Genomic DNA, 17,449 nt, shown 5'->3' with positions numbered 1-17,449 from the left:
GACAGCCGAGTTGCCCGCGCGTTAACGGACCGGCCGGTCAGCTGATCCGGGTACTGCCGGAGGGCGGCGGCGGTTCGTCGTCCGTGCCCGCGGTCCCCGCGGACGGCGGCTCCTCGCCCTCGCCCGCGCTCCCTGCCGACGGCGGTGGCACCTCCTCCTCGGAGACCTGATCCGCCGGATGCGGGACCTCGTCCTCGGGGGCCTGATCCGCCGGCGGCGGCACCTCGTCCTCGACGGCCGACGACGCGGCCGGCGGCTCCGCCTGCGGCGGCCTGCGGGCCTCCCGGTCCACCTTCTCCACGTCCGGACCGGGCCCGGCCGCCCCCGGGCCGCCCTCGCCCTGCACCTGCTCCAGCCTCCCCTCCGGCGGCACCACCCGCTTCTCCTCAGCGAAGTGACAGGCCGAATCGTGCTTGGCCGCTGTCTCGGTCAGCCGGAAGACCGCCGGGACCGCCAGCAGCGGCACCTCCAGTTCGCACCGCTCCTGCGCCTTCCAGCAGCGGGTGCGGAAGCGGCAGCCGGACGGCGGGTGGGCGGGCGAGGGCACGTCGCCGTGCAGGATGATCCGCTCGCGGTACTCGCGCGCCATCGGGTCCGGCACCGGCACGGCGGAGAGCAGCGCCTGGGTGTACGGGTGCGTGGGGTGTTCGTAGATCTCCTCGTCCGTACCGATCTCGGCGAAGCGGCCGAGGTACATGACGCCGACGCGGTCGGAGATGTGCCGGACGATGGAGAGGTCGTGCGCGATGAACACGTAGCTCAGGTTGAACTCCGCCTGGAGCCGGTCCAGCAGGTTGACGACCTGCGCCTGGACGGAGACGTCGAGGGCGGAGACGGGTTCGTCGGCGACGATGATCTCGGGGTTGAGCGCGAGGCCGCGGGCGATGCCGATGCGCTGGCGCTGGCCGCCGGAGAACTGGTGCGGATAGCGGTTGATGTACTCCGGGTTGAGGCCGACGACGTCCAGCAGGTCCTGGACCTTGCGCCGGCGTTCCCCCTTCGGGGCGACCTCGGGGTGGATCTCGTACGGCTCCCCGATGATGTCGCCCACCGTCATCCGGGGGTTGAGGGAGGTGTACGGGTCCTGGAACACCATCTGGATGTTGCGGCGCACGGCCTTCAGGGCGCGGCCGGAGAGCTTGGTGACGTCCTCGCCCTTGTACCGGATCTCACCGGCCGTCGGCTGTTCCAGGTGAACCAGCATCCGGGCGACGGTCGACTTCCCGCAGCCGGACTCCCCCACGATGCCGAGGGTCTCGCCCGCCGCGAGGTCGAAGGAGACCCCGTCGACCGCCTTGACGGCACCGATCTGCTTCTTGATCAGGATGCCCTGGGTCAGCGGGTAGTGCTTGACGAGGTCGCGCACCTCCAGGATCGGTTCACCGCCCGCGAACGCGCTGCCCTCCCGCGACTTCGCCAGGAGGGTGCGTGCCACCTCGCCCTCTTCGCGCGCTTCCTTGCGCCCCGAGTGGTCAGCGTTCATCGAGCGTCTCCTTCCAGAAGTAGCAGGCGCTCTGACGGTGCTCGGCCACGTCGAACAGCGGCGGCACGTCGGTGCGGCAGATGTCCTGGGCCATCGGGCAGCGCGGGTTGAAGGCGCAGCCGGGCGGGATGTGCAGCAGGTTGGGCGGCAGACCCTTGATCGCGTACAGCTCCTGCCCCTTCTGGTCCAGGCGCGGGATCGATCGCAGCAGGCCCTTGGTGTACGGGTGCGCGGGCGCCCTGTAGATCTCGTGGACGGGTGAGGTCTCCACGATCCGGCCCGCGTACATGACCGCGATCTTGTCGGCGACGTCGGCGACGACGCCCAGGTCGTGGGTGATCAGGATCAGACCCATGTTGAGCTCGCGCTGGAGCTCCGCGAGCAGGTCCATCACCTGGGCCTGGACGGTGACGTCGAGGGCGGTGGTGGGTTCGTCCGCGATGATCAGCGAGGGCTCCAGGGCCAGCGCCATGGCGATCATGATGCGCTGGCGCATACCGCCGGAGAACTGGTGCGGGTAGTTGCCGACCCGCTCCTTGGCGGCCGGGATGCGGACCCGGTCCATCAGCTCGACGGCCTTGGCCTTCGCGTCCTTGCGGGACAGTCCGCGGTGCACGACGAACATCTCGCCGAGCTGCTCCCCCACGGTCAGCACGGGGTTGAGGGAGGAGAGCGCGTCCTGGAAGATCATGGCCATCTCCTGGCCGCGGATCTTCCGGCGCTCCTCCTTCTTGAGCTTCAGCAGGTCGCGGTCCTTGAAGAGGATCTCGCCGCCGCTGATCTTTCCCGGCGGCATGTCGAGGATGCCCATGATCGCCTGTGCGGTGACGGACTTGCCGGAGCCGGACTCGCCGAGCACGGCGAGCGTCTCGCCCTCGGCCACCGAGTAGTTGACCCCGTTGACGGCCTTGGCGACCCCGTCCCGGGTGTGGAACTCCACGTGCAGATCGCGCACTTCGAGCAACATGGCAGCGGACTCCTCAGCGCAGCTTGGGGTCGAGGGCGTCGCGCACCGCGTCGCCGAGCATGATGAACGCGAGCACGGTGACCGCCAGCGCGCCGGCGGGCCAGAGGAGCATGTGCGGGGCGTTGCGGATGTACTGGGACGCGGCGGAGATGTCGATGCCCCACGAGACGGCCGGTGGCTTCAGACCGACGCCGAGGAACGACAGGGTCGCCTCCAGGGAGATGTACGTACCGAGCGCGATGGTCGCGACGACGATCACCGGGGCGACGGCGTTGGGTGCGATGTGGCGCAGCATCATCCGCCCGTTGGAGGCGCCGAGCGCGCGGGCCGCCTGTACGTAGTCGTTGTGCTTGGCGGTGATGACGGAGCCGCGGGCGATGCGGGCGATCTGCGGCCAGCCCAGCAGCACGATGAAGCCGATCACGGGCCAGACGGTGGAGCTGGTCACCACGGAGAGGAAGACCAGGCCGCCGAGGACGACCGGGATGCCGAAGAAGACGTCGGTGAGGCGGGAGAGGATCGAGTCCCACCAGCCGCCGAAGAATCCGGCGAAACCGCCGAGGATGCTGCCGATCAGGGTGACGCCGATGGTCGAGCAGATGCCCACGGTGACCGAGTTCCGGGCTCCGTACACGACCCGGGTGTAGACGTCGCAGCCCTGGCCGTCGTACCCGAAGGGGTGGCCGGGCTGGGAGCCCTGCTGGGCCTTGTCGAGGTCGCAGTCGAGCGGGTCGCCGGAGGCGATGAGCTGCGGCCAGATCGAGATGATCACCAGGAACAGGATGATCAGCGCGGAGATGATGAAGACGGGGTTGCGGCGCAGGTCGCGCCAGGCGTCGGACCACAGGCTCTGCGGCTTGGTGCCGGGTCCCGTCCCCTCGGGGCCGCCGGGGGTTTTTTCGAGGCTGTCGCCCTCGTCGAGAGCGAGGTCCATCGTTCCGCCGGCTCCGGCCGACGAGATCGCCTCGTCCGGTGTCTGCTCAGGCATAGCGGATCCTCGGGTCGAGTACGGCGTAGAGCAGGTCGACGATCAGGTTCGCCGCCAGGAAGACAAGGACCAGGACGGTGACGAAGCCGACGACGGTCTGTGAGTTCTGGCGCAGGATGCCCTGGTAGAGCTGGTAGCCGACGCCATGGATGTTGAAGATCCGCTCCGTGACGATCGCTCCGCCCATCAGGGCGCCCACGTCCGTACCGATGAAGGTGACGACGGGGATCAGCGAGTTGCGGAGCAGGTGCCGGACGACCACGCGGCGCCTGGGCAGGCCCTTGGCGGTCGCGGTGCGGACGTAGTCGGCGCGGGCGTTCTCGGCGATCGAGGTCCGGGTGAGCCGGGTGACGTAGGCCAGCGACACGGAGGCGACCACGAGTCCCGGGATGATCAGCTCGTTGAACGGGGCCTCGGAGGAGACGGACGGTTTGATGACGCCCCATTCCACGCCGAGCAGGAGCTGGAGCAGCAGGCCGGTGACGAAGGTCGGGATGGAGATGACGACCAGGGTCAGGATCAGCACCGAGGTGTCGATGGGCCGGCCGCGGCGCAGGCCGGTCACGACACCGAGGCTGATGCCGATGACGATCTCGAAGAGGAGCGCCACGATGGTGAGGCGGATGGTGATGGGGAAGGCCGTGGCCATCAGCTCGGTGACCTTCTGCCCGTTGAACGCGGTGCCGAAGTCGCCGGTGAAGACATTGCCCATGTACGTGAGGTACTGCTGCCAGACCGGCTTATCGAGGCCGAACTCGGAACGGAGTTGGGCGGCGGTCGCCGGATCGCACTGGCGGTCGCCGCAGAGACCCGCGATGGGGTCACCCATCACGTTCACCATGAGGAAGATCAACAGCGTGGTGCCGAAGAAGACCGGGATCATCTGCAGCAGCCGCCGGATCACATAACGTCCCATGAAGGGCTCCGGGGGTCGCGGGGTGGCTGAGGTGTCATCGGGGGCCGGGGACGGGGAAGCCGGGTGACCGGTGCGGGGAGCGCACCGGTCACCCGGCCTCAGCCGCCTACTTGACCTTGATCTGCTCGTACACCGGCACGCTGAACTGGTTCAGCGAGACGTTGGTGACGTTCTCCGAGTAGCCGGCGCTGCCGTTCTGGTACCAGAGCGGGATGACGGGCATCTGCTCGACCATGACCTTCTCGGCGTCCTGGAAGGTGGAGACCGCCGTGGCCTTGTCCGACTCGGCGTTGGCCTTGTTGATGAGGGCGTCGAACTGCTTGTTGTTCCACTTGCCGTCGTTGGACGAGGCGTTGGAGTAGTAGACGGGCTGCAGGAAGTTCTGGATCAGCGGGTAGTCCATCTGCCAGCCCGCGCGCCAGGCGCCGTGCAGCTTCTGCTGGGAGACCTGGCTGCGGAAGTCGGCGAAGGTGCCGACCGGGGCGCCCACGCACGCCTTGTTGTTGCCCATGACCTTGTTGATGCTGTTGCAGACGGCGTCGACCCATTCCTTGTGGGAGCCGGTGTCCGCGTTGTACGAGATCTTGAGCTGGCCGCCGGGGATGCCGCCGCCGTCCTGGATCATCTTCTTGGCCTCGGCGGCGTTGTACGTGCACTCCTTGCCGCAGAGCCCTTCCTTGAAGCCGCCGTCGGCGCCGAGGACCGGGGAGGTCCAGTCGGAGGCCGGGGTGCGGGTCTTCTGGAAGATCTGGTTGGTGATCTGCTCACGGTTGATCGCCATGGACAGGCCCTGACGGACCTTGATCCCGCCGGGGGTGTCCCACGCCTTGTCGTAGAAGGGGAAGGCGAGGGTCTGGATGATGCCGGCCGGGGTGTTGATGTAGCGGTCACCGAGGTCCGCCTTGACGTTCTTGAGCTGGGAGGCGGGCACGTCGTCGACGAGGTCGAGGTTGCCGGCCGTCAGGTCGGTGTAGGCGGTGTTGTTGTCGGTGTAGACCTTGAGGTCGATCCCGCCGTTCTGCGCCTTGTCGTCACCGGGGTAGCCGTCCCACTTGCGCAGGTTCATCGACGAGCCCTTGGCGTACTTGTCGATCGTGTACGGGCCATTGCCGATCGGCTTGGACACCCAGGCGGCATGGTCGGTGAAGAAGGCCTGCGGCAGCGGTGCGAAGGCGGGGTAGCCGAGGGTGTCGGGCCACAGGGAGAACTTCTGCGTCAGCTTGACGGAGAAGGTCATGTCGTTCACGAGCTTGAGGCCGGAGAGCGTGGTGGCGCTCGCCGCGCCGGTCTCGGGGTGGACCTTGTCGTATCCGTCGATGTAACCGAAGAAATAGGCGTTCTTCTGGTTGTTCTTCAGCAGGGCGCCGTAGTTCCAGGCGTCCACGAACGACTTGGCGGTGATCTTCTCGCCGTTGCTGAACGTCCAGCCGCCCTTCACGGTGATCGTGAAGTTCTGGTTGTCCGAGGACTCGATCTTGTCGGCGAGCATGTTCGTCGCCTCGCCGGTCTTCGGGTCGTACTTCTTGAGCCCCCGGAAGATCATGTCGAGGACCTTGCCGCCCTGCACCTCGTTGGTGTTGGCAGGCTCCAGCGGGTTCTGCGGGTCACCCCACGACGAGCTCACGATCCCATTCGCGCCACCGCCACCGCCGCCGCTGCCCCCTCCGCCACAGGCCGTCGCCGCCAGGGCGACGGCCACCGCACATGCGGCCCACTTGACCTGTGTGGCTCCGCGCATGGAGTGCCTCCTCGTAGTGCTCCGTCTTACGTGAAGTCAAATATCACCGCATACCTGGCCTTGTGCACATTTACTCCCGCCATTCGGGCGCGGCGAGGGACGCCGGGACCGGCCACCCGGATGCCACCCGGCGACCTTCCGGCCCGAACGCGTCGGGCGATGACGGCGTCCGACCAGGCCCGACGGCCGGTGAAGCAATAACGGCGGGACAACGAACGCGCATCGACCCCGCACCGGTACAGCGGGGTGTACGAATTCCGAGACGACGCCGCCCGGATATCGGACTCATTGCCGGAATTGAACCGCTTTACGGGTGAATTTGATTTACGGGAGCTAAACAGAACCTAAAGGGATGGCCATATTTAGGTCATGCCCAGGTCAAGCTTCCAAAGAGCGGCTCAAGGCGGCCCGACATTCATTGACCCTGCATGAATTGCGTTGAAAAAGTCCGGGTAGCCCGTAGGTGTGCCCTGCGGAGTCCTTCGACCCTCCGGGCCAGGAGCACCATGACGATTCCAACCTCGAACGCAGCAGCACCCCTTGAGGCCGCGGAAGTGAAGACACCTCCTCCCGCACCCAAGGGAGGTGACGGCCGGTCACCGGGAAAGCTGGCCTGGCGCCGATTCAAGCGCGACCGCAGCGGTGTCATTTCGGCCTATGTTGTCATTTTCTTCTTTGTGGTGGCCATCGCCGCCCCATTGATCGCCAAGCTGTACGGGAAGGATCCGTACACGACGTACGGCCAGAACGACACCAGCCTGCTGGACGACTTCGGTTCGCCGGTCCTCCCCAATGGGGGTATCAGCAGTGATTTCTGGTTCGGCATCGAGCCCGGCCTCGGCCGCGACGTCTTCACCTTCCTGCTGTACGGCATCCGTAATTCCCTGCTCATCGCCACGGCCACGACGCTGCTGGTGACCGTGATCGGCATCGCCGTGGGCATCACGGCGGGCTACCTCGGGGGGAAGACGGACTACCTGGTGGGCCGGGTCATCGACATCCTGCTGGCCTTCCCCTCCACGCTCTTCTTCATCGCCTTCTGGCCCGTGATGATCTCGATCCTGGTCGACCCGGAGGAGAACACCCCGGTCTGGCTGACCGTCGTCACCCTGATCTCGGTCATGACCGCCTTCGGCTGGGCCTCCATCGCGCGACTGCTGCGGGGCGAGGTCCTCGCCCTGCGCGAGCGCGAGTTCGTCGAGGCCGCCAAGGTCACCGGCGCGTCCCCCGCCCGGATCATCTTCAAGGAACTGCTGCCGAACCTCTGGACGCCGATCCTCATCCAGGCCACGCTCGCGCTGCCCGCGTACGTCACGGCGGAGGCGGGCCTCGCCTTCCTCGGCGTCGGACTCACCTCGCCGACCCCCGACTGGGGCGTGATGATCCAGCGCGGATCGGACGTCTACCAGAGCGACATCACGTTCATGCTCTTCCCCGGCGCATCGATGGTGATCTTCGTCATCGCGTTCAACCTCCTCGGCGACTCGGTGCGTGACGCACTGGATCCGAAGACCAAGCGCTGAACCCGCCGTACTCCGGACGGGCGACGGGGCCCACCGGATCCATCGTTTCTCCACTCGACCAGAGCAGGAAGCCATGTCTCTCTCCCGCAGAAACTTCGTCATCGCCACGTCGGTCGCGGCCGGCAGCTCGATGGTGCTCTCCGCCTGCAGCAGCGGCAGCTCGAACGCCGGCAAGGACAAGGACAAGGGCCACGGCGGCACCGACAAGTACACCGGCGCGGTCGTCGTCGGCACCAAGGCGGACTCGACGGGCCCGGCTCCCGAGGTCCCGGGTGCGAAGAAGGGCGGCACGATCCGCGGCATCGCCCCGGACGACTTCTCCCACCTCGACCCGCAGCGCATCTACTTCTCGTGGAACTCCGCGGTCGGTGACCTCTTCATCCGCTGCCTGACCGGCTACAAGATCGCCGACGACGGCTCGATGAAGCTGATCGGCGACCTCGCCACCGACGCGGGCACCATGAGCGACGCCGGCAAGACCTGGTCCTTCACCCTGAAGGACGGCCTCAAGTGGGAGGACGGCAAGGAGCTCACCGTCGAGGACGTGCGCCACGGCATCGAGCGCGGCTTCGCCACCTTCACCACCGAGGGCGCCGGCTACGCCCAGCAGGCGCTGACCGGCTCGGCCGACTTCCGGTCGAAGTACAAGGGCCCGTTCAGCGGCAAGCACCTCGAGTCGGTCGTCACGGACGCCGCGGCGAAGACCATCACCTTCAAGCTCGCCGAGGCCCGCCCGGACTTCAACTTCACCCTGGCGATGACGTCGTACGGCGCCGTCCCGGTCAAGGGCGACAGCAAGGACAAGTACGACAAGGACCCGGTCTCGGCCGGCCCGTACCGGATCAAGGCGCACGCCGTCGACAAGTCGATGACGCTGGTGCGCAACGAGCACTGGGACCCGAAGACGGACGCGATCCGCAACGCCTACCCGGACACCTTCGTCTACGAGTTCGGCCCGGAGTCGCTGCAGGCCGCGGACCGTATGATCGCCGACTCCGGTGACGACCAGTACGCCGTCATGGCGTACAGCGGCGTCCCGGCCGAGCGCATCCAGAAGGTCCTCACCGACCCGGAGCTGAAGAAGCGCACCTTCAACGGTCTGCTGACCGGTATCTACTACTACGCCATCAACACCAAGCGGATCACCGATCTGAAGGTGCGTCAGGCGCTCATCCACGCCTGGCCGCTGGAGCAGATCCGCAAGATCTACGGCGGTCCCTCGGCCGGTGACTACGCGACCTCCATCCTGAGCCCCGACATCCTCGGCTACGCCAAGGACGACGTCTACGGCAAGCTGAAGAAGCCGCAGGGTGACCCGGAGAAGGCGAAGCAGCTGCTGAAGGAAGCGGGCAAGGAAGGCCAGAAGATCGTCTACGCCTTCCCGCAGAGCAACACCTACGACAAGACCAAGGTCGTCATCGAGAACGCCCTCAAGGCGGCCGGCTTCGACCCGGTCATCAAGCAGGTGGACTCCACCAGCTACTACGACCAGATCCAGCAGATCGACAACAAGTTCGACGTCATGTGGTTCGGCTGGTCCCCGGACTGGCCGACCGGCTACACGCTGATGCAGCCGCTGTTCGACGGCGGCACCATCGCCAACGGCGCCAACAACATCTCGCAGCTGAACGTCGACTGGGTCAACGCCGCGATCAAGAAGAACGTCGTCATCGCCGACCCGGTCGAGGCCGGCAAGGAGTGGGCCGCGCTCGACAAGCGGATCATGACGGAGGAGGCGCCGATCATCCCCGAGACGTTCCAGCGCCGCTTCTACCTGTACGGCTCGAAGGTCGGCGGGGCGATGTTCCACCCGCTGTGGTCCTCGGCCGTCTTCTACAAGCTGTTCGTGAAGGCCTGACGCCGACACTTCTGAGGCGGGGCGCCCTCGCGGCGCCCCGCCCGCTCCCCTCCCCCTCGTCGGCGTCTGCCAGGGAAATCCATCGCCATGTTCCGTTTCCTCATCCGCCGGGTAATCGGCGCACTGGTCATCCTGCTGATCATCAGTGCCATCACCTTCGTCCTCTTCTACGTCGCACCCCGCGACCCCGCTCGTGTGGCCTGCGGCAAGGTGTGCACGCCGGAGACACTGGCGCTGGTCAAACGCAACCTCGGCATCGCCGACCCGCTGCCCGTGCAGTACTGGCACTGGCTCCAGGCCGTGTTCGTGGGCCGGGACTACACCTCGTTCGGCCACTGCCCCGCGCCGTGCCTGGGCTACTCCTTCCACAACCGTGAGCCGGTCCTCGGCACCATCCTGGACCGCTTCCCGACGACGCTCTCCCTCTCCATCGGCAGCGCGATCGTCTTCGTGGTCTTCGGTGTGGGCACCGGCATGCTGGCGGCCGTGAAGCAGGGCAAGGCGCTGGACAAGGTCGCGTCCTCTGCGTCGCTGATCTTCTCCTCGATGCAGATCTACATCGTCGGCGTGGTCGCCATGTACTACCTGACCGACCAGTGGCACATCCTGAGCCGTCCCAAGGACGTCCCCTTCACCCAGGACCCGGCCGCCTGGTTCAACGGACTGCTGCTGCCCTGGCTGGTGCTGGCGCTGATCTTCACCGCCAACTACACGCGCATGACCCGCTCCCAGCTCGTCGAGACACTGAGCGAGGACTACGTCCGCACCGCACGCGCCAAGGGCCTCTCCCGGCGCACGGTGTTCTTCCGGTTCGCCTGGCGCGGCGCCATGGGCCCGATCGTCACCATCTTCGGACTCGACATCGGCCTGCTGCTCGGCGGTGCGATCATCACCGAGAAGGTCTTCGGCCTGCACGGCATCGGCGCCCTCTCGATCAAGGCCGTCAACGACAACGACCTTCCGCTGATCCTCGGTGTCGTCCTGGTCGCGGCGGCGGCGATCGTCTTCTTCAACATCATCGTCGACGCCGTCTACGCCCTCATCGATCCACGCGTCCGCCTCGCCTAGGGAGAGATCCAGTGAGCACCCCCTTCCTCTCCGTACGCGATCTGCGCGTGCACTTCTCCACCGACGACGGCATGGTCAAGGCCGTCGACGGGCTGTCCTTCGACGTCGAGCGGGGCAAGACCCTCGGCATCGTCGGCGAGTCCGGCTCCGGCAAGTCCGTGACCAACCTGGCCATCCTCGGCCTGCACCACCCCGAACACACGGAGATCGACGGCGAGATCCTGCTCGACGGGCAGGACCTGCTCTCGGCTTCGGAGCGGGAGCTGGAGCGGCTGCGCGGCAACAAGATGGCCATGGTCTTCCAGGACGCGCTGGCCTCGCTCTCGCCGTACCACACCATCGGCGCGCAGATCGGTGAGACGTACCGCAAGCACACCGGGGCCTCCAAGCGGGAGGCCCGGGCGCGGGCCGTGGAGATGCTCACCAGGGTGGGTATCCCGCAGCCCGATCTGCGGGTGGACGACTATCCGCACCAGTTCTCCGGCGGTATGCGCCAGCGCGCGATGATCGCCATGGCGCTGGTCTGCGACCCCGAGCTGCTGGTCGCCGACGAGCCGACGACGGCGCTGGACGTCACCGTGCAGGCCCAGATCATGGACCTGCTCAAGGACCTCCAGCAGGAGACCGGCACCTCGGTCATCTTCATCACCCACGACCTCGGCGTCATCGCCGACATCGCGGACGACGTGCTGGTGATGTACGGCGGGCGCTGTGTGGAGCGCGGTACGAAGAAGGAGGTGCTGCGGACGCCCCAGCACCCGTACACCTGGGGCCTGCTGGGTTCCATGCCCACCCTCGACGGCCCGGTGGACGTACCGCTGTCACCGATCCCCGGGACCCCGCCGAGCCTCCTCAACCCGCCGACCGGCTGCCGCTTCCATCCTCGCTGCTCGTTCACCGAGCAGGTCGGCGGCGACCGCTGCTCGGCCCAGCAGCCTCCGCTGGACCTGGTGTCCGGGCGCGGGGCGGCCTGCCACCTGACGCCGGAGCAGCGCGCGGAGTTCTTCGCGGACTTCGCCGGCACACGGTCCAACTGACGTACAAGAGACGGGACTTCCCTTCTATGAGCAGCACCGATCCCCTCCTGGACGTCTCCGGACTCACCAAGCACTTCCCGATCAAGGGCGGCTTCCCGATCCGGCGGACGGTCGGGGCCGTCCAGGCCGTGGACGGGCTCGACTTCACGATCGGCCAGGGCGAGAGCCTCGGCCTGGTCGGCGAGTCCGGCTGCGGCAAGTCGACGACGGGCCGGCTGATCACCCGGCTCCTGGAGCCGACCGCCGGCCGGATCTCCTACCGCGGGCAGGACATCAGCCACGCCTCCCGCAAGGAGCTGGCCCCGATCCGCTCCGAGATCCAGATGATCTTCCAGGACCCGTACGCCTCGCTGAACCCGCGGCAGACCGTGGGCAAGATCGTCGCCGCGCCGATGGAGATCAACGGCATCGACCCGGCCGGCGGCCGCGAGGCGCGGGTCCGGGAGCTCCTGGAGACCGTCGGCCTCAACCCGGAGCACTACAACCGCTTCCCGCACGAGTTCTCCGGCGGCCAGCGCCAGCGCATCGGGGTCGCCCGCGCGCTGGCCCTGGAGCCGAAGCTCATCGTGGCGGACGAGCCGGTCTCGGCCCTGGACGTGTCGATCCAGGCCCAGGTGGTGAACCTGCTCCAGAAGCTCCAGAAGGAACTGGGCATCGCCTTCCTGTTCATCGCCCACGACCTGGCGATCGTGCGGCACTTCTCGCAGCGCGTGGCCGTCATGTACCTCGGCCGCATCGTGGAGATCGCCGACCGCGAGGACCTGTACGGCAATCCGCGCCACCCGTACACGCGGGCGCTGCTCTCCGCCGTCCCCGAGGCCACCGCGGACGACGTACCGGCCCGCGAGCGCATCCGGCTGACCGGCGATGTGCCGTCCCCGGTCAATCCGCCGTCGGGCTGCCGCTTCCGTACCCGCTGCTGGAAGGCGACGGACAAGTGCGCGAGCGAGGCGCCGCCGCTGGTGCAGGTGGGAGGCAGCCGGGACGGGCACCTGACGGCCTGCCACTACCCGGAGGAGCCCGGCACCGCCTCGGCGGTCCCTGCGGCGCGCACGGCGTCCGACGGACCGCGGCTCGACAAGCCCGCCAAGAACCCGAAGGCCGGGGGCTGACACCCCTCGCTCCCGCCCCGGGGGCGTCCGGCGACAGCGGGCCCACCGGTCCGGGAACCGCGGGACTCCCCCGGCCCATGGAACCGAGCACGTCGGCCCATTGACCCGAGCCACCTGCGAGGCCGGTTCCCGGGTACACGGGAAAGGCGCCCGGAACCGATCGGTTCCGGGCGCCTTCGGTTTGTGGAGGCGGGTTCAGCTCTCCGAGGCGGGGGACGTGAAGTCCGCTCAGGCAGCGTTACCGAAGGCGAGCCGGGCCCCCTGGATGTTCTTGGAGTCACACGCCAGGACGCTCAAGCAGCACGCTCAGCGTTCTGCACCGCGTGCAACACGCGGACTCCGGACCACACGACGACGTGGTCTCCGGTCGACGACTTCGCCCCGGAGGCGGAGTTCCCGTAGTACTTCCACCGCCAGGTCTCAGGACCACGGTGAAGGCCGCGAAGCCGGGCGGCCACCACCGCCGCGCAAGTCTTCACCACGGATCGCTGACCGGCCACGGCCGGTGTGCGAAAGATCGGACCCCTCGGGTTCCCGTAAGGGCTCCCGAGGGGTCCGATGTGTTCGATACGTCCGCGGCGGACGTCGCAGCGTGTCAGGCCGCGTGCACCACGTCCTTCTCCTCCGCGAAGTGGCAGGCCGACTCGTGCGCGGCCGGCGTCTTCGAGGACTTGAAGCGCTCGGGGATCGCCAGCAGCGGCATCTCCGTGGCGCACTTGTCCTGGGCCTTCCAGCAGCGGGTGCGGAAGCGGCAGCCCGACGGCGGGTTGGCCGGGGACGGGACGTCGCCGGAGAGGATGATCCGCTCGCGGCCCTCGCGGGCCTCCGGGTCCGGAACCGGGACCGCCGACAGCAGCGCCTGGGTGTAGGGGTGCGTCGGGTGGTCGTAGATCTGCGTGTCCGTACCGATCTCGGCCATCTTGCCGAGGTACATGACGCCGACCCGGTCCGAGATGTGCCGGACGATCGACAGGTCGTGCGCGATGAAGAGGTAGGAGAGGTTGAACTCGTCCTGGAGCTTCCCCATCAGGTTGATGACCTGGGCCTGCACCGACACGTCGAGCGCGGAGACCGGCTCGTCGCAGATGATGATCTCCGGGTTGAGCGCGAGGCCGCGGGCGATGCCGATGCGCTGGCGCTGACCGCCGGAGAACTGGTGCGGGTACCGGTTGATGTACTCCGGGTTGAGACCCACGACGTCCAGGAGCTCCTGCACCTTGCGGCGCCGGTCGCCCTTCGGGGCCACCTCGGGGTGGATGTCGTACGGCTCGCCGATGATGTCGCCGACCGTCATACGCGGGTTCAGCGAGGTGTACGGGTCCTGGAACACCATCTGGATGTTGCGGCGCACGGCCTTCAGCGCACGGCCGGACAGCTTGGTGATGTCCTGGCCCTTGTAGAAGACCTCGCCGGCGGTCGCCCGCTCCAGCGTCATCAGGAGCTTGGCGACGGTGGACTTGCCACAGCCGGACTCGCCCACGATGCCGAGCGTCTCGCCCGCGTAGAGATCGAACGAGATCCCGTCCACGGCCTTGACCGCGCCGACCTGCTTCTTGAACAGGATGCCCTGGGTCAGCGGGAAGTGCTTGACCAGGTTGCGGACCTGGAGGATCGGCTCGCCCTGCGACACGGGTGCGTCGATGGCGGCTACGGCCTCCGCCTCGGTGACCGCGTCGACCGTCTCCACTTCGGTGACGTTCGGGGTGGCGTCCACGGGTTCCTTCTTCATGTCAGCCATGGATCGTCTCCTTCCAGAAGTGGCAGGCGCTGCCGCGTCCGACCAGCTCGGTACCGTCCTGCTCGGTCACCGGCGTGAGCGCCGGAATGTCCGTACGGCAGATGTCCTGCGCGGCCGTGCAGCGCGGGTTGAAGGCACAACCCGTGGGCACACGGAGCAGGTTGGGCGGCAGGCCCTTGATCGCGAAGAGCTCCTGGCCCTTCTGGTCCAGGCGCGGGATCGACTCGAGCAGACCCTTGGTGTACGGGTGCGCCGGGCGCTTGTAGATCTCGTGCACCGGGGCGGTCTCGACGATCCGGCCCGCGTACATGACCGCGATCTTGTCGGCGACGTCCGCGACGACACCGAGGTCGTGCGTGATCAGGATCAGGCCCATGTTGTACTCGCGCTGGAGTTCCGCGAGCAGGTCCATGACCTGAGCCTGGACGGTCACGTCGAGCGCGGTGGTCGGCTCGTCCGCGATGATCAGGTCCGGCTCCAGGGCCAGCGCCATGGCGATCATGATGCGCTGGCGCATACCGCCGGAGAACTGGTGCGGGTAGTCCGAGACACGAGCCGCGGCGGCCGGGATCTTGACCTGGTCCATCAGGTCGATGGCCTTGGCCTTCGCTTCCTTCTTGGACAGGCCCTGGTGGACCCGGAACATCTCGCCGAGCTGGTAGCCGACGGTGAGGACCGGGTTCAGCGAGGAGAGCGCGTCCTGGAAGATCATCGCGATCTTCTGGCCGCGGATCTGCCGGCGCTCCTCGTTGGACATCTTGAGCATGTCCTGGCCGCGGAAGAGGATCTCGCCCTGCGGGATCCTGCCCGGCGGCATGTCGAGGATGCCCATGATGGCCTGCGCCGTCACGGACTTGCCGGAGCCGGACTCACCGAGCACGGCGAGGGTCTCACCGGCGTTCACGCTGTAGTTGACACCGTTGACCGCCTTGGCCACACCGTCGCGGGTGTGGAACTCCACGTGCAGATCACGGACATCGAGCAGGGGGCCGACGAAGTCGTCCCCCGAGCGTGCGGACGGGACTTCAGCGGTCTTGTTGATGGTGGCCACGTTCGCCCTCCTTATCGCGACTTCGGATCGAGGGCGTTGCGGACGGCTTCGCCGAGCATGATGAACGCCAGAACGGTGATGCTGAGCATGATCGACGGGTACAGCAGGATGTGCTGTGCGACGCGGATCTGGTTCGCGCCACCGGAGATGTCCATGCCCCACGAGATCGTCGGGTCGGCGAGACCCAGACCGAGGTAGGACAGGGTCGCCTCGGCCGAGATGTAGACACCGAGCGAGATGGTGGCGACCACGATCACCGGGGCCATGGCGTTGGGCAGGATGTGCCGGAAGAGGATCCGGCCGGTACCCGCACCCAGCGCTCTGGCGGCCTGCACGTAGTCCGACTGCTTGATGACGATCACCGCACCACGCATGACACGCGCGATCTGGGTCCAGCCGAGGAACGCCAGGGCGAAGATCACCACCCAGACACTCCGCTCGGGGAAGGCCTGGAGGACAACCATGGCGCCGAGCAGGAACGGGATGCCGAGGAAGACGTTGGTGAAGAAGCCGGAGAGCAGCGCGTCGACCCAGCCGCCGAAGTAACCGGCGAACATGCCGACCAGTCCGCCGAACAGCGTCACCAGGAGCGTGACGCAGACGCCGACGGTGACCGAGGCGCGGGTGCCGTAGATGACACGCGCGTAGACGCTGTGGCCCTGGACGTCATAGCCGAGCCAGCCCTCGGAGCCGATCTTGCTCAGCTCCGGCTTGCCCAGGTAGTGGTGCACCAGGTCGGACGAGGTCGGCGAGGCGCTGGTGAACAGGCCGGGGAAGACGGCCATCACGAGCAGGATGAGGATCAGCACCGACGAGACGATGAAGTACCAGTTGGTACGCAGGTCTCGCCAGGCGTCGCCCCACAGACTGCGGGCCTTCTCCGCCTTCACGGGCGCCGACGGGGCCGCGAGGGGCGCCTTGGCGTCCTCGGGCGCGGGGGCGGTCTTGGTCACGTCAGGCATAACGGATCCTCGGGTCCAGGACCGCGTACAGCAGGTCGACGATGAGGCTCATGAGGAGATAGACGAGCACCAGGATGGTGACGAGGCCGACGAGCGTCGTGCCTTCACGCTTCTGGATCGACTCGTAGATCGTGCCACCGATGCCCTTGACGTTGAACAGGCCCTCGGTGACGACCGCGCCGCCCATCAGGGCACCGAGGTCGGTGCCGAGGAAGGTGATGACGGGGATCAGCGAGTTGCGCATCAGGTGCACGCCGACGATGCGTCGCTTGGGAAGTCCCTTGGCGATGGCGGTGCGCATGTAGTCCGAGCGCAGGTTCTCGGCCATCGTCGTACGCGTGAGTCTCGCTACGTAGGCGAGTGAGAGCGATCCCAGCACGATGGCCGGAGCCAGTAGTTCGCTCCATTTGGCATCGCCGGACACGTTCGGCGAGATCCAGCCGAGCTGGAAGGCGAACACGGCCTTGATGATGAAGCCGAGGACGAACACCGGGATCGAGATGATCAGCAGCGTGAAGACCAGGACCGCGTTGTCGGTGAAACGACCGGCGCGCAGGCCGGCAATCGTCCCGAGACCGATACCGATGACGATCTCGATGACGAACGCCATACCGGCCAGCCGGAGGGTGACGGGGAACGCGTCGCCGAGGACGTCCGTGACGGGACGCCCGCTGGCTATCTGCTTACCGAAATCGCCATGCAGGACACCCCACATGTAATTCCAGTACTGCTGCAGGATCGGCTGATCGAGCCCGTGCTCGTGGCGCAGCTTGGCCAGCGTGGCAGGGTCGACGCCCTTGTCCCCGAACAGGCCACGCACGGGGTCGCCGGGCAGCGTGTAGACCATCAGGAAGATCAGCAGGGTTGTCCCGAGGAAGACCGGGATCATCTGGAGCAGTCGTCGTGCGACATAGCGCCCCATCATGCCTCCATGTAATAGGCAAGCAGCAGCCAACGGGCCCTCCCCCGCACCGACTCCCCCTGTGGGGTGGTCGGTTACGTGGAAGG

At 67.2% G+C, this 17,449-nt stretch carries 14 protein-coding genes; 5 read left to right on the top strand and 9 right to left on the bottom strand.

The annotated features are described in order from the left end of the window. Positions 1-37 precede the first annotated feature (37 nt). The 5 genes from OG782_RS24650 to OG782_RS24630 all read right to left on the bottom strand — a co-directional run bounded on the left by OG782_RS24650 (position 38) and on the right by OG782_RS24630 (position 6,092). Positions 38-1,483 (bottom strand): dipeptide ABC transporter ATP-binding protein, encoded by a 1,446-nt coding sequence (locus tag OG782_RS24650; protein WP_406454418.1) that lies wholly within the window; start codon positions 1,481-1,483, stop codon positions 38-40. Further along, positions 1,473-2,450, bottom strand: coding sequence for an ABC transporter ATP-binding protein (locus tag OG782_RS24645; RefSeq protein WP_406454416.1), 978 nt, complete (start codon positions 2,448-2,450; stop codon positions 1,473-1,475). Before OG782_RS24645 ends, OG782_RS24650 begins: the two co-directional genes overlap by 11 nt. 13 nt (positions 2,451-2,463) lie before the next feature. After that, positions 2,464-3,438, bottom strand: coding sequence for an ABC transporter permease (locus OG782_RS24640; protein ID WP_406454414.1), 975 nt, complete (start codon positions 3,436-3,438; stop codon positions 2,464-2,466). Next, entirely contained in the window at positions 3,431-4,354 is a 924-nt protein-coding gene (locus tag OG782_RS24635; protein WP_406454412.1) for an ABC transporter permease, read from the bottom strand. Before OG782_RS24635 ends, OG782_RS24640 begins: the two co-directional genes overlap by 8 nt. Positions 4,355-4,460: 106 nt before the next feature. Further along, positions 4,461-6,092 carry an ABC transporter substrate-binding protein gene (locus tag OG782_RS24630; RefSeq protein ID WP_406454410.1) on the bottom strand — a complete coding sequence of 544 codons (1,632 nt, stop codon included), beginning with the start codon at positions 6,090-6,092 and terminating at the stop codon, positions 4,461-4,463. A 506-nt stretch (positions 6,093-6,598) separates the two neighbouring features. Here OG782_RS24630 and OG782_RS24625 point away from each other — a divergent pair. The 5 genes from OG782_RS24625 (at position 6,599) to OG782_RS24605 (ending at position 12,690) form a co-directional block, all read left to right on the top strand. Further along, positions 6,599-7,615, top strand: a complete 1,017-nt coding sequence (locus tag OG782_RS24625) for an ABC transporter permease (protein ID WP_406454408.1) — start codon at positions 6,599-6,601, stop codon at positions 7,613-7,615. Positions 7,616-7,688: 73 nt separating this feature from the next. After that, on the top strand, positions 7,689-9,473 hold the full coding sequence (locus OG782_RS24620; protein WP_406454406.1) for an ABC transporter substrate-binding protein: 1,785 nt from the start codon (positions 7,689-7,691) through the stop codon (positions 9,471-9,473). Between the two features lie 87 nt (positions 9,474-9,560). After that, on the top strand, positions 9,561-10,541 hold the full coding sequence (locus tag OG782_RS24615) for an ABC transporter permease (RefSeq protein WP_406454404.1): 981 nt from the start codon (positions 9,561-9,563) through the stop codon (positions 10,539-10,541). 71 nt (positions 10,542-10,612) lie between these two features. After that, entirely contained in the window at positions 10,613-11,578 is a 966-nt protein-coding gene (locus OG782_RS24610; protein ID WP_406459253.1) for an ABC transporter ATP-binding protein, read from the top strand. A gap of 26 nt (positions 11,579-11,604) precedes the next feature. Next, on the top strand, positions 11,605-12,690 hold the full coding sequence (locus OG782_RS24605; protein ID WP_406454401.1) for an ABC transporter ATP-binding protein: 1,086 nt from the start codon (positions 11,605-11,607) through the stop codon (positions 12,688-12,690). Positions 12,691-13,285: 595 nt separating this feature from the next. On the opposite strand, the gene OG782_RS24600 is transcribed toward OG782_RS24605, so the two are convergent. The 4 genes from OG782_RS24600 to OG782_RS24585 are packed head-to-tail and all read right to left on the bottom strand — an operon-like array spanning position 13,286 to position 17,363. Continuing rightward, positions 13,286-14,428, bottom strand: coding sequence for an ABC transporter ATP-binding protein (locus OG782_RS24600; protein WP_406454399.1), 1,143 nt, complete (start codon positions 14,426-14,428; stop codon positions 13,286-13,288). Further along, positions 14,421-15,479, bottom strand: coding sequence for an ABC transporter ATP-binding protein (locus OG782_RS24595; protein ID WP_406454397.1), 1,059 nt, complete (start codon positions 15,477-15,479; stop codon positions 14,421-14,423). The genes OG782_RS24600 and OG782_RS24595 overlap by 8 nt, the downstream gene beginning before the upstream one ends. Positions 15,480-15,490: 11 nt before the next feature. After that, on the bottom strand, positions 15,491-16,441 hold the full coding sequence (locus tag OG782_RS24590; protein WP_406454395.1) for an ABC transporter permease: 951 nt from the start codon (positions 16,439-16,441) through the stop codon (positions 15,491-15,493). Then, complete coding sequence (locus tag OG782_RS24585) at positions 16,434-17,363, bottom strand: ABC transporter permease (RefSeq protein ID WP_406459251.1); 930 nt, start codon at positions 17,361-17,363, stop codon at positions 16,434-16,436. Before OG782_RS24585 ends, OG782_RS24590 begins: the two co-directional genes overlap by 8 nt. Positions 17,364-17,449 lie beyond the last annotated feature (86 nt).

The sequence above is a fragment of the Streptomyces sp. NBC_00876 genome (genome assembly GCF_045207435.1).
Lineage (GTDB): Bacteria > Actinomycetota > Actinomycetes > Streptomycetales > Streptomycetaceae > Streptomyces.
The sequence above is the reverse complement of the archived record's forward strand: the minus strand, read 5'-3'. Positions and strand labels throughout refer to the sequence as shown.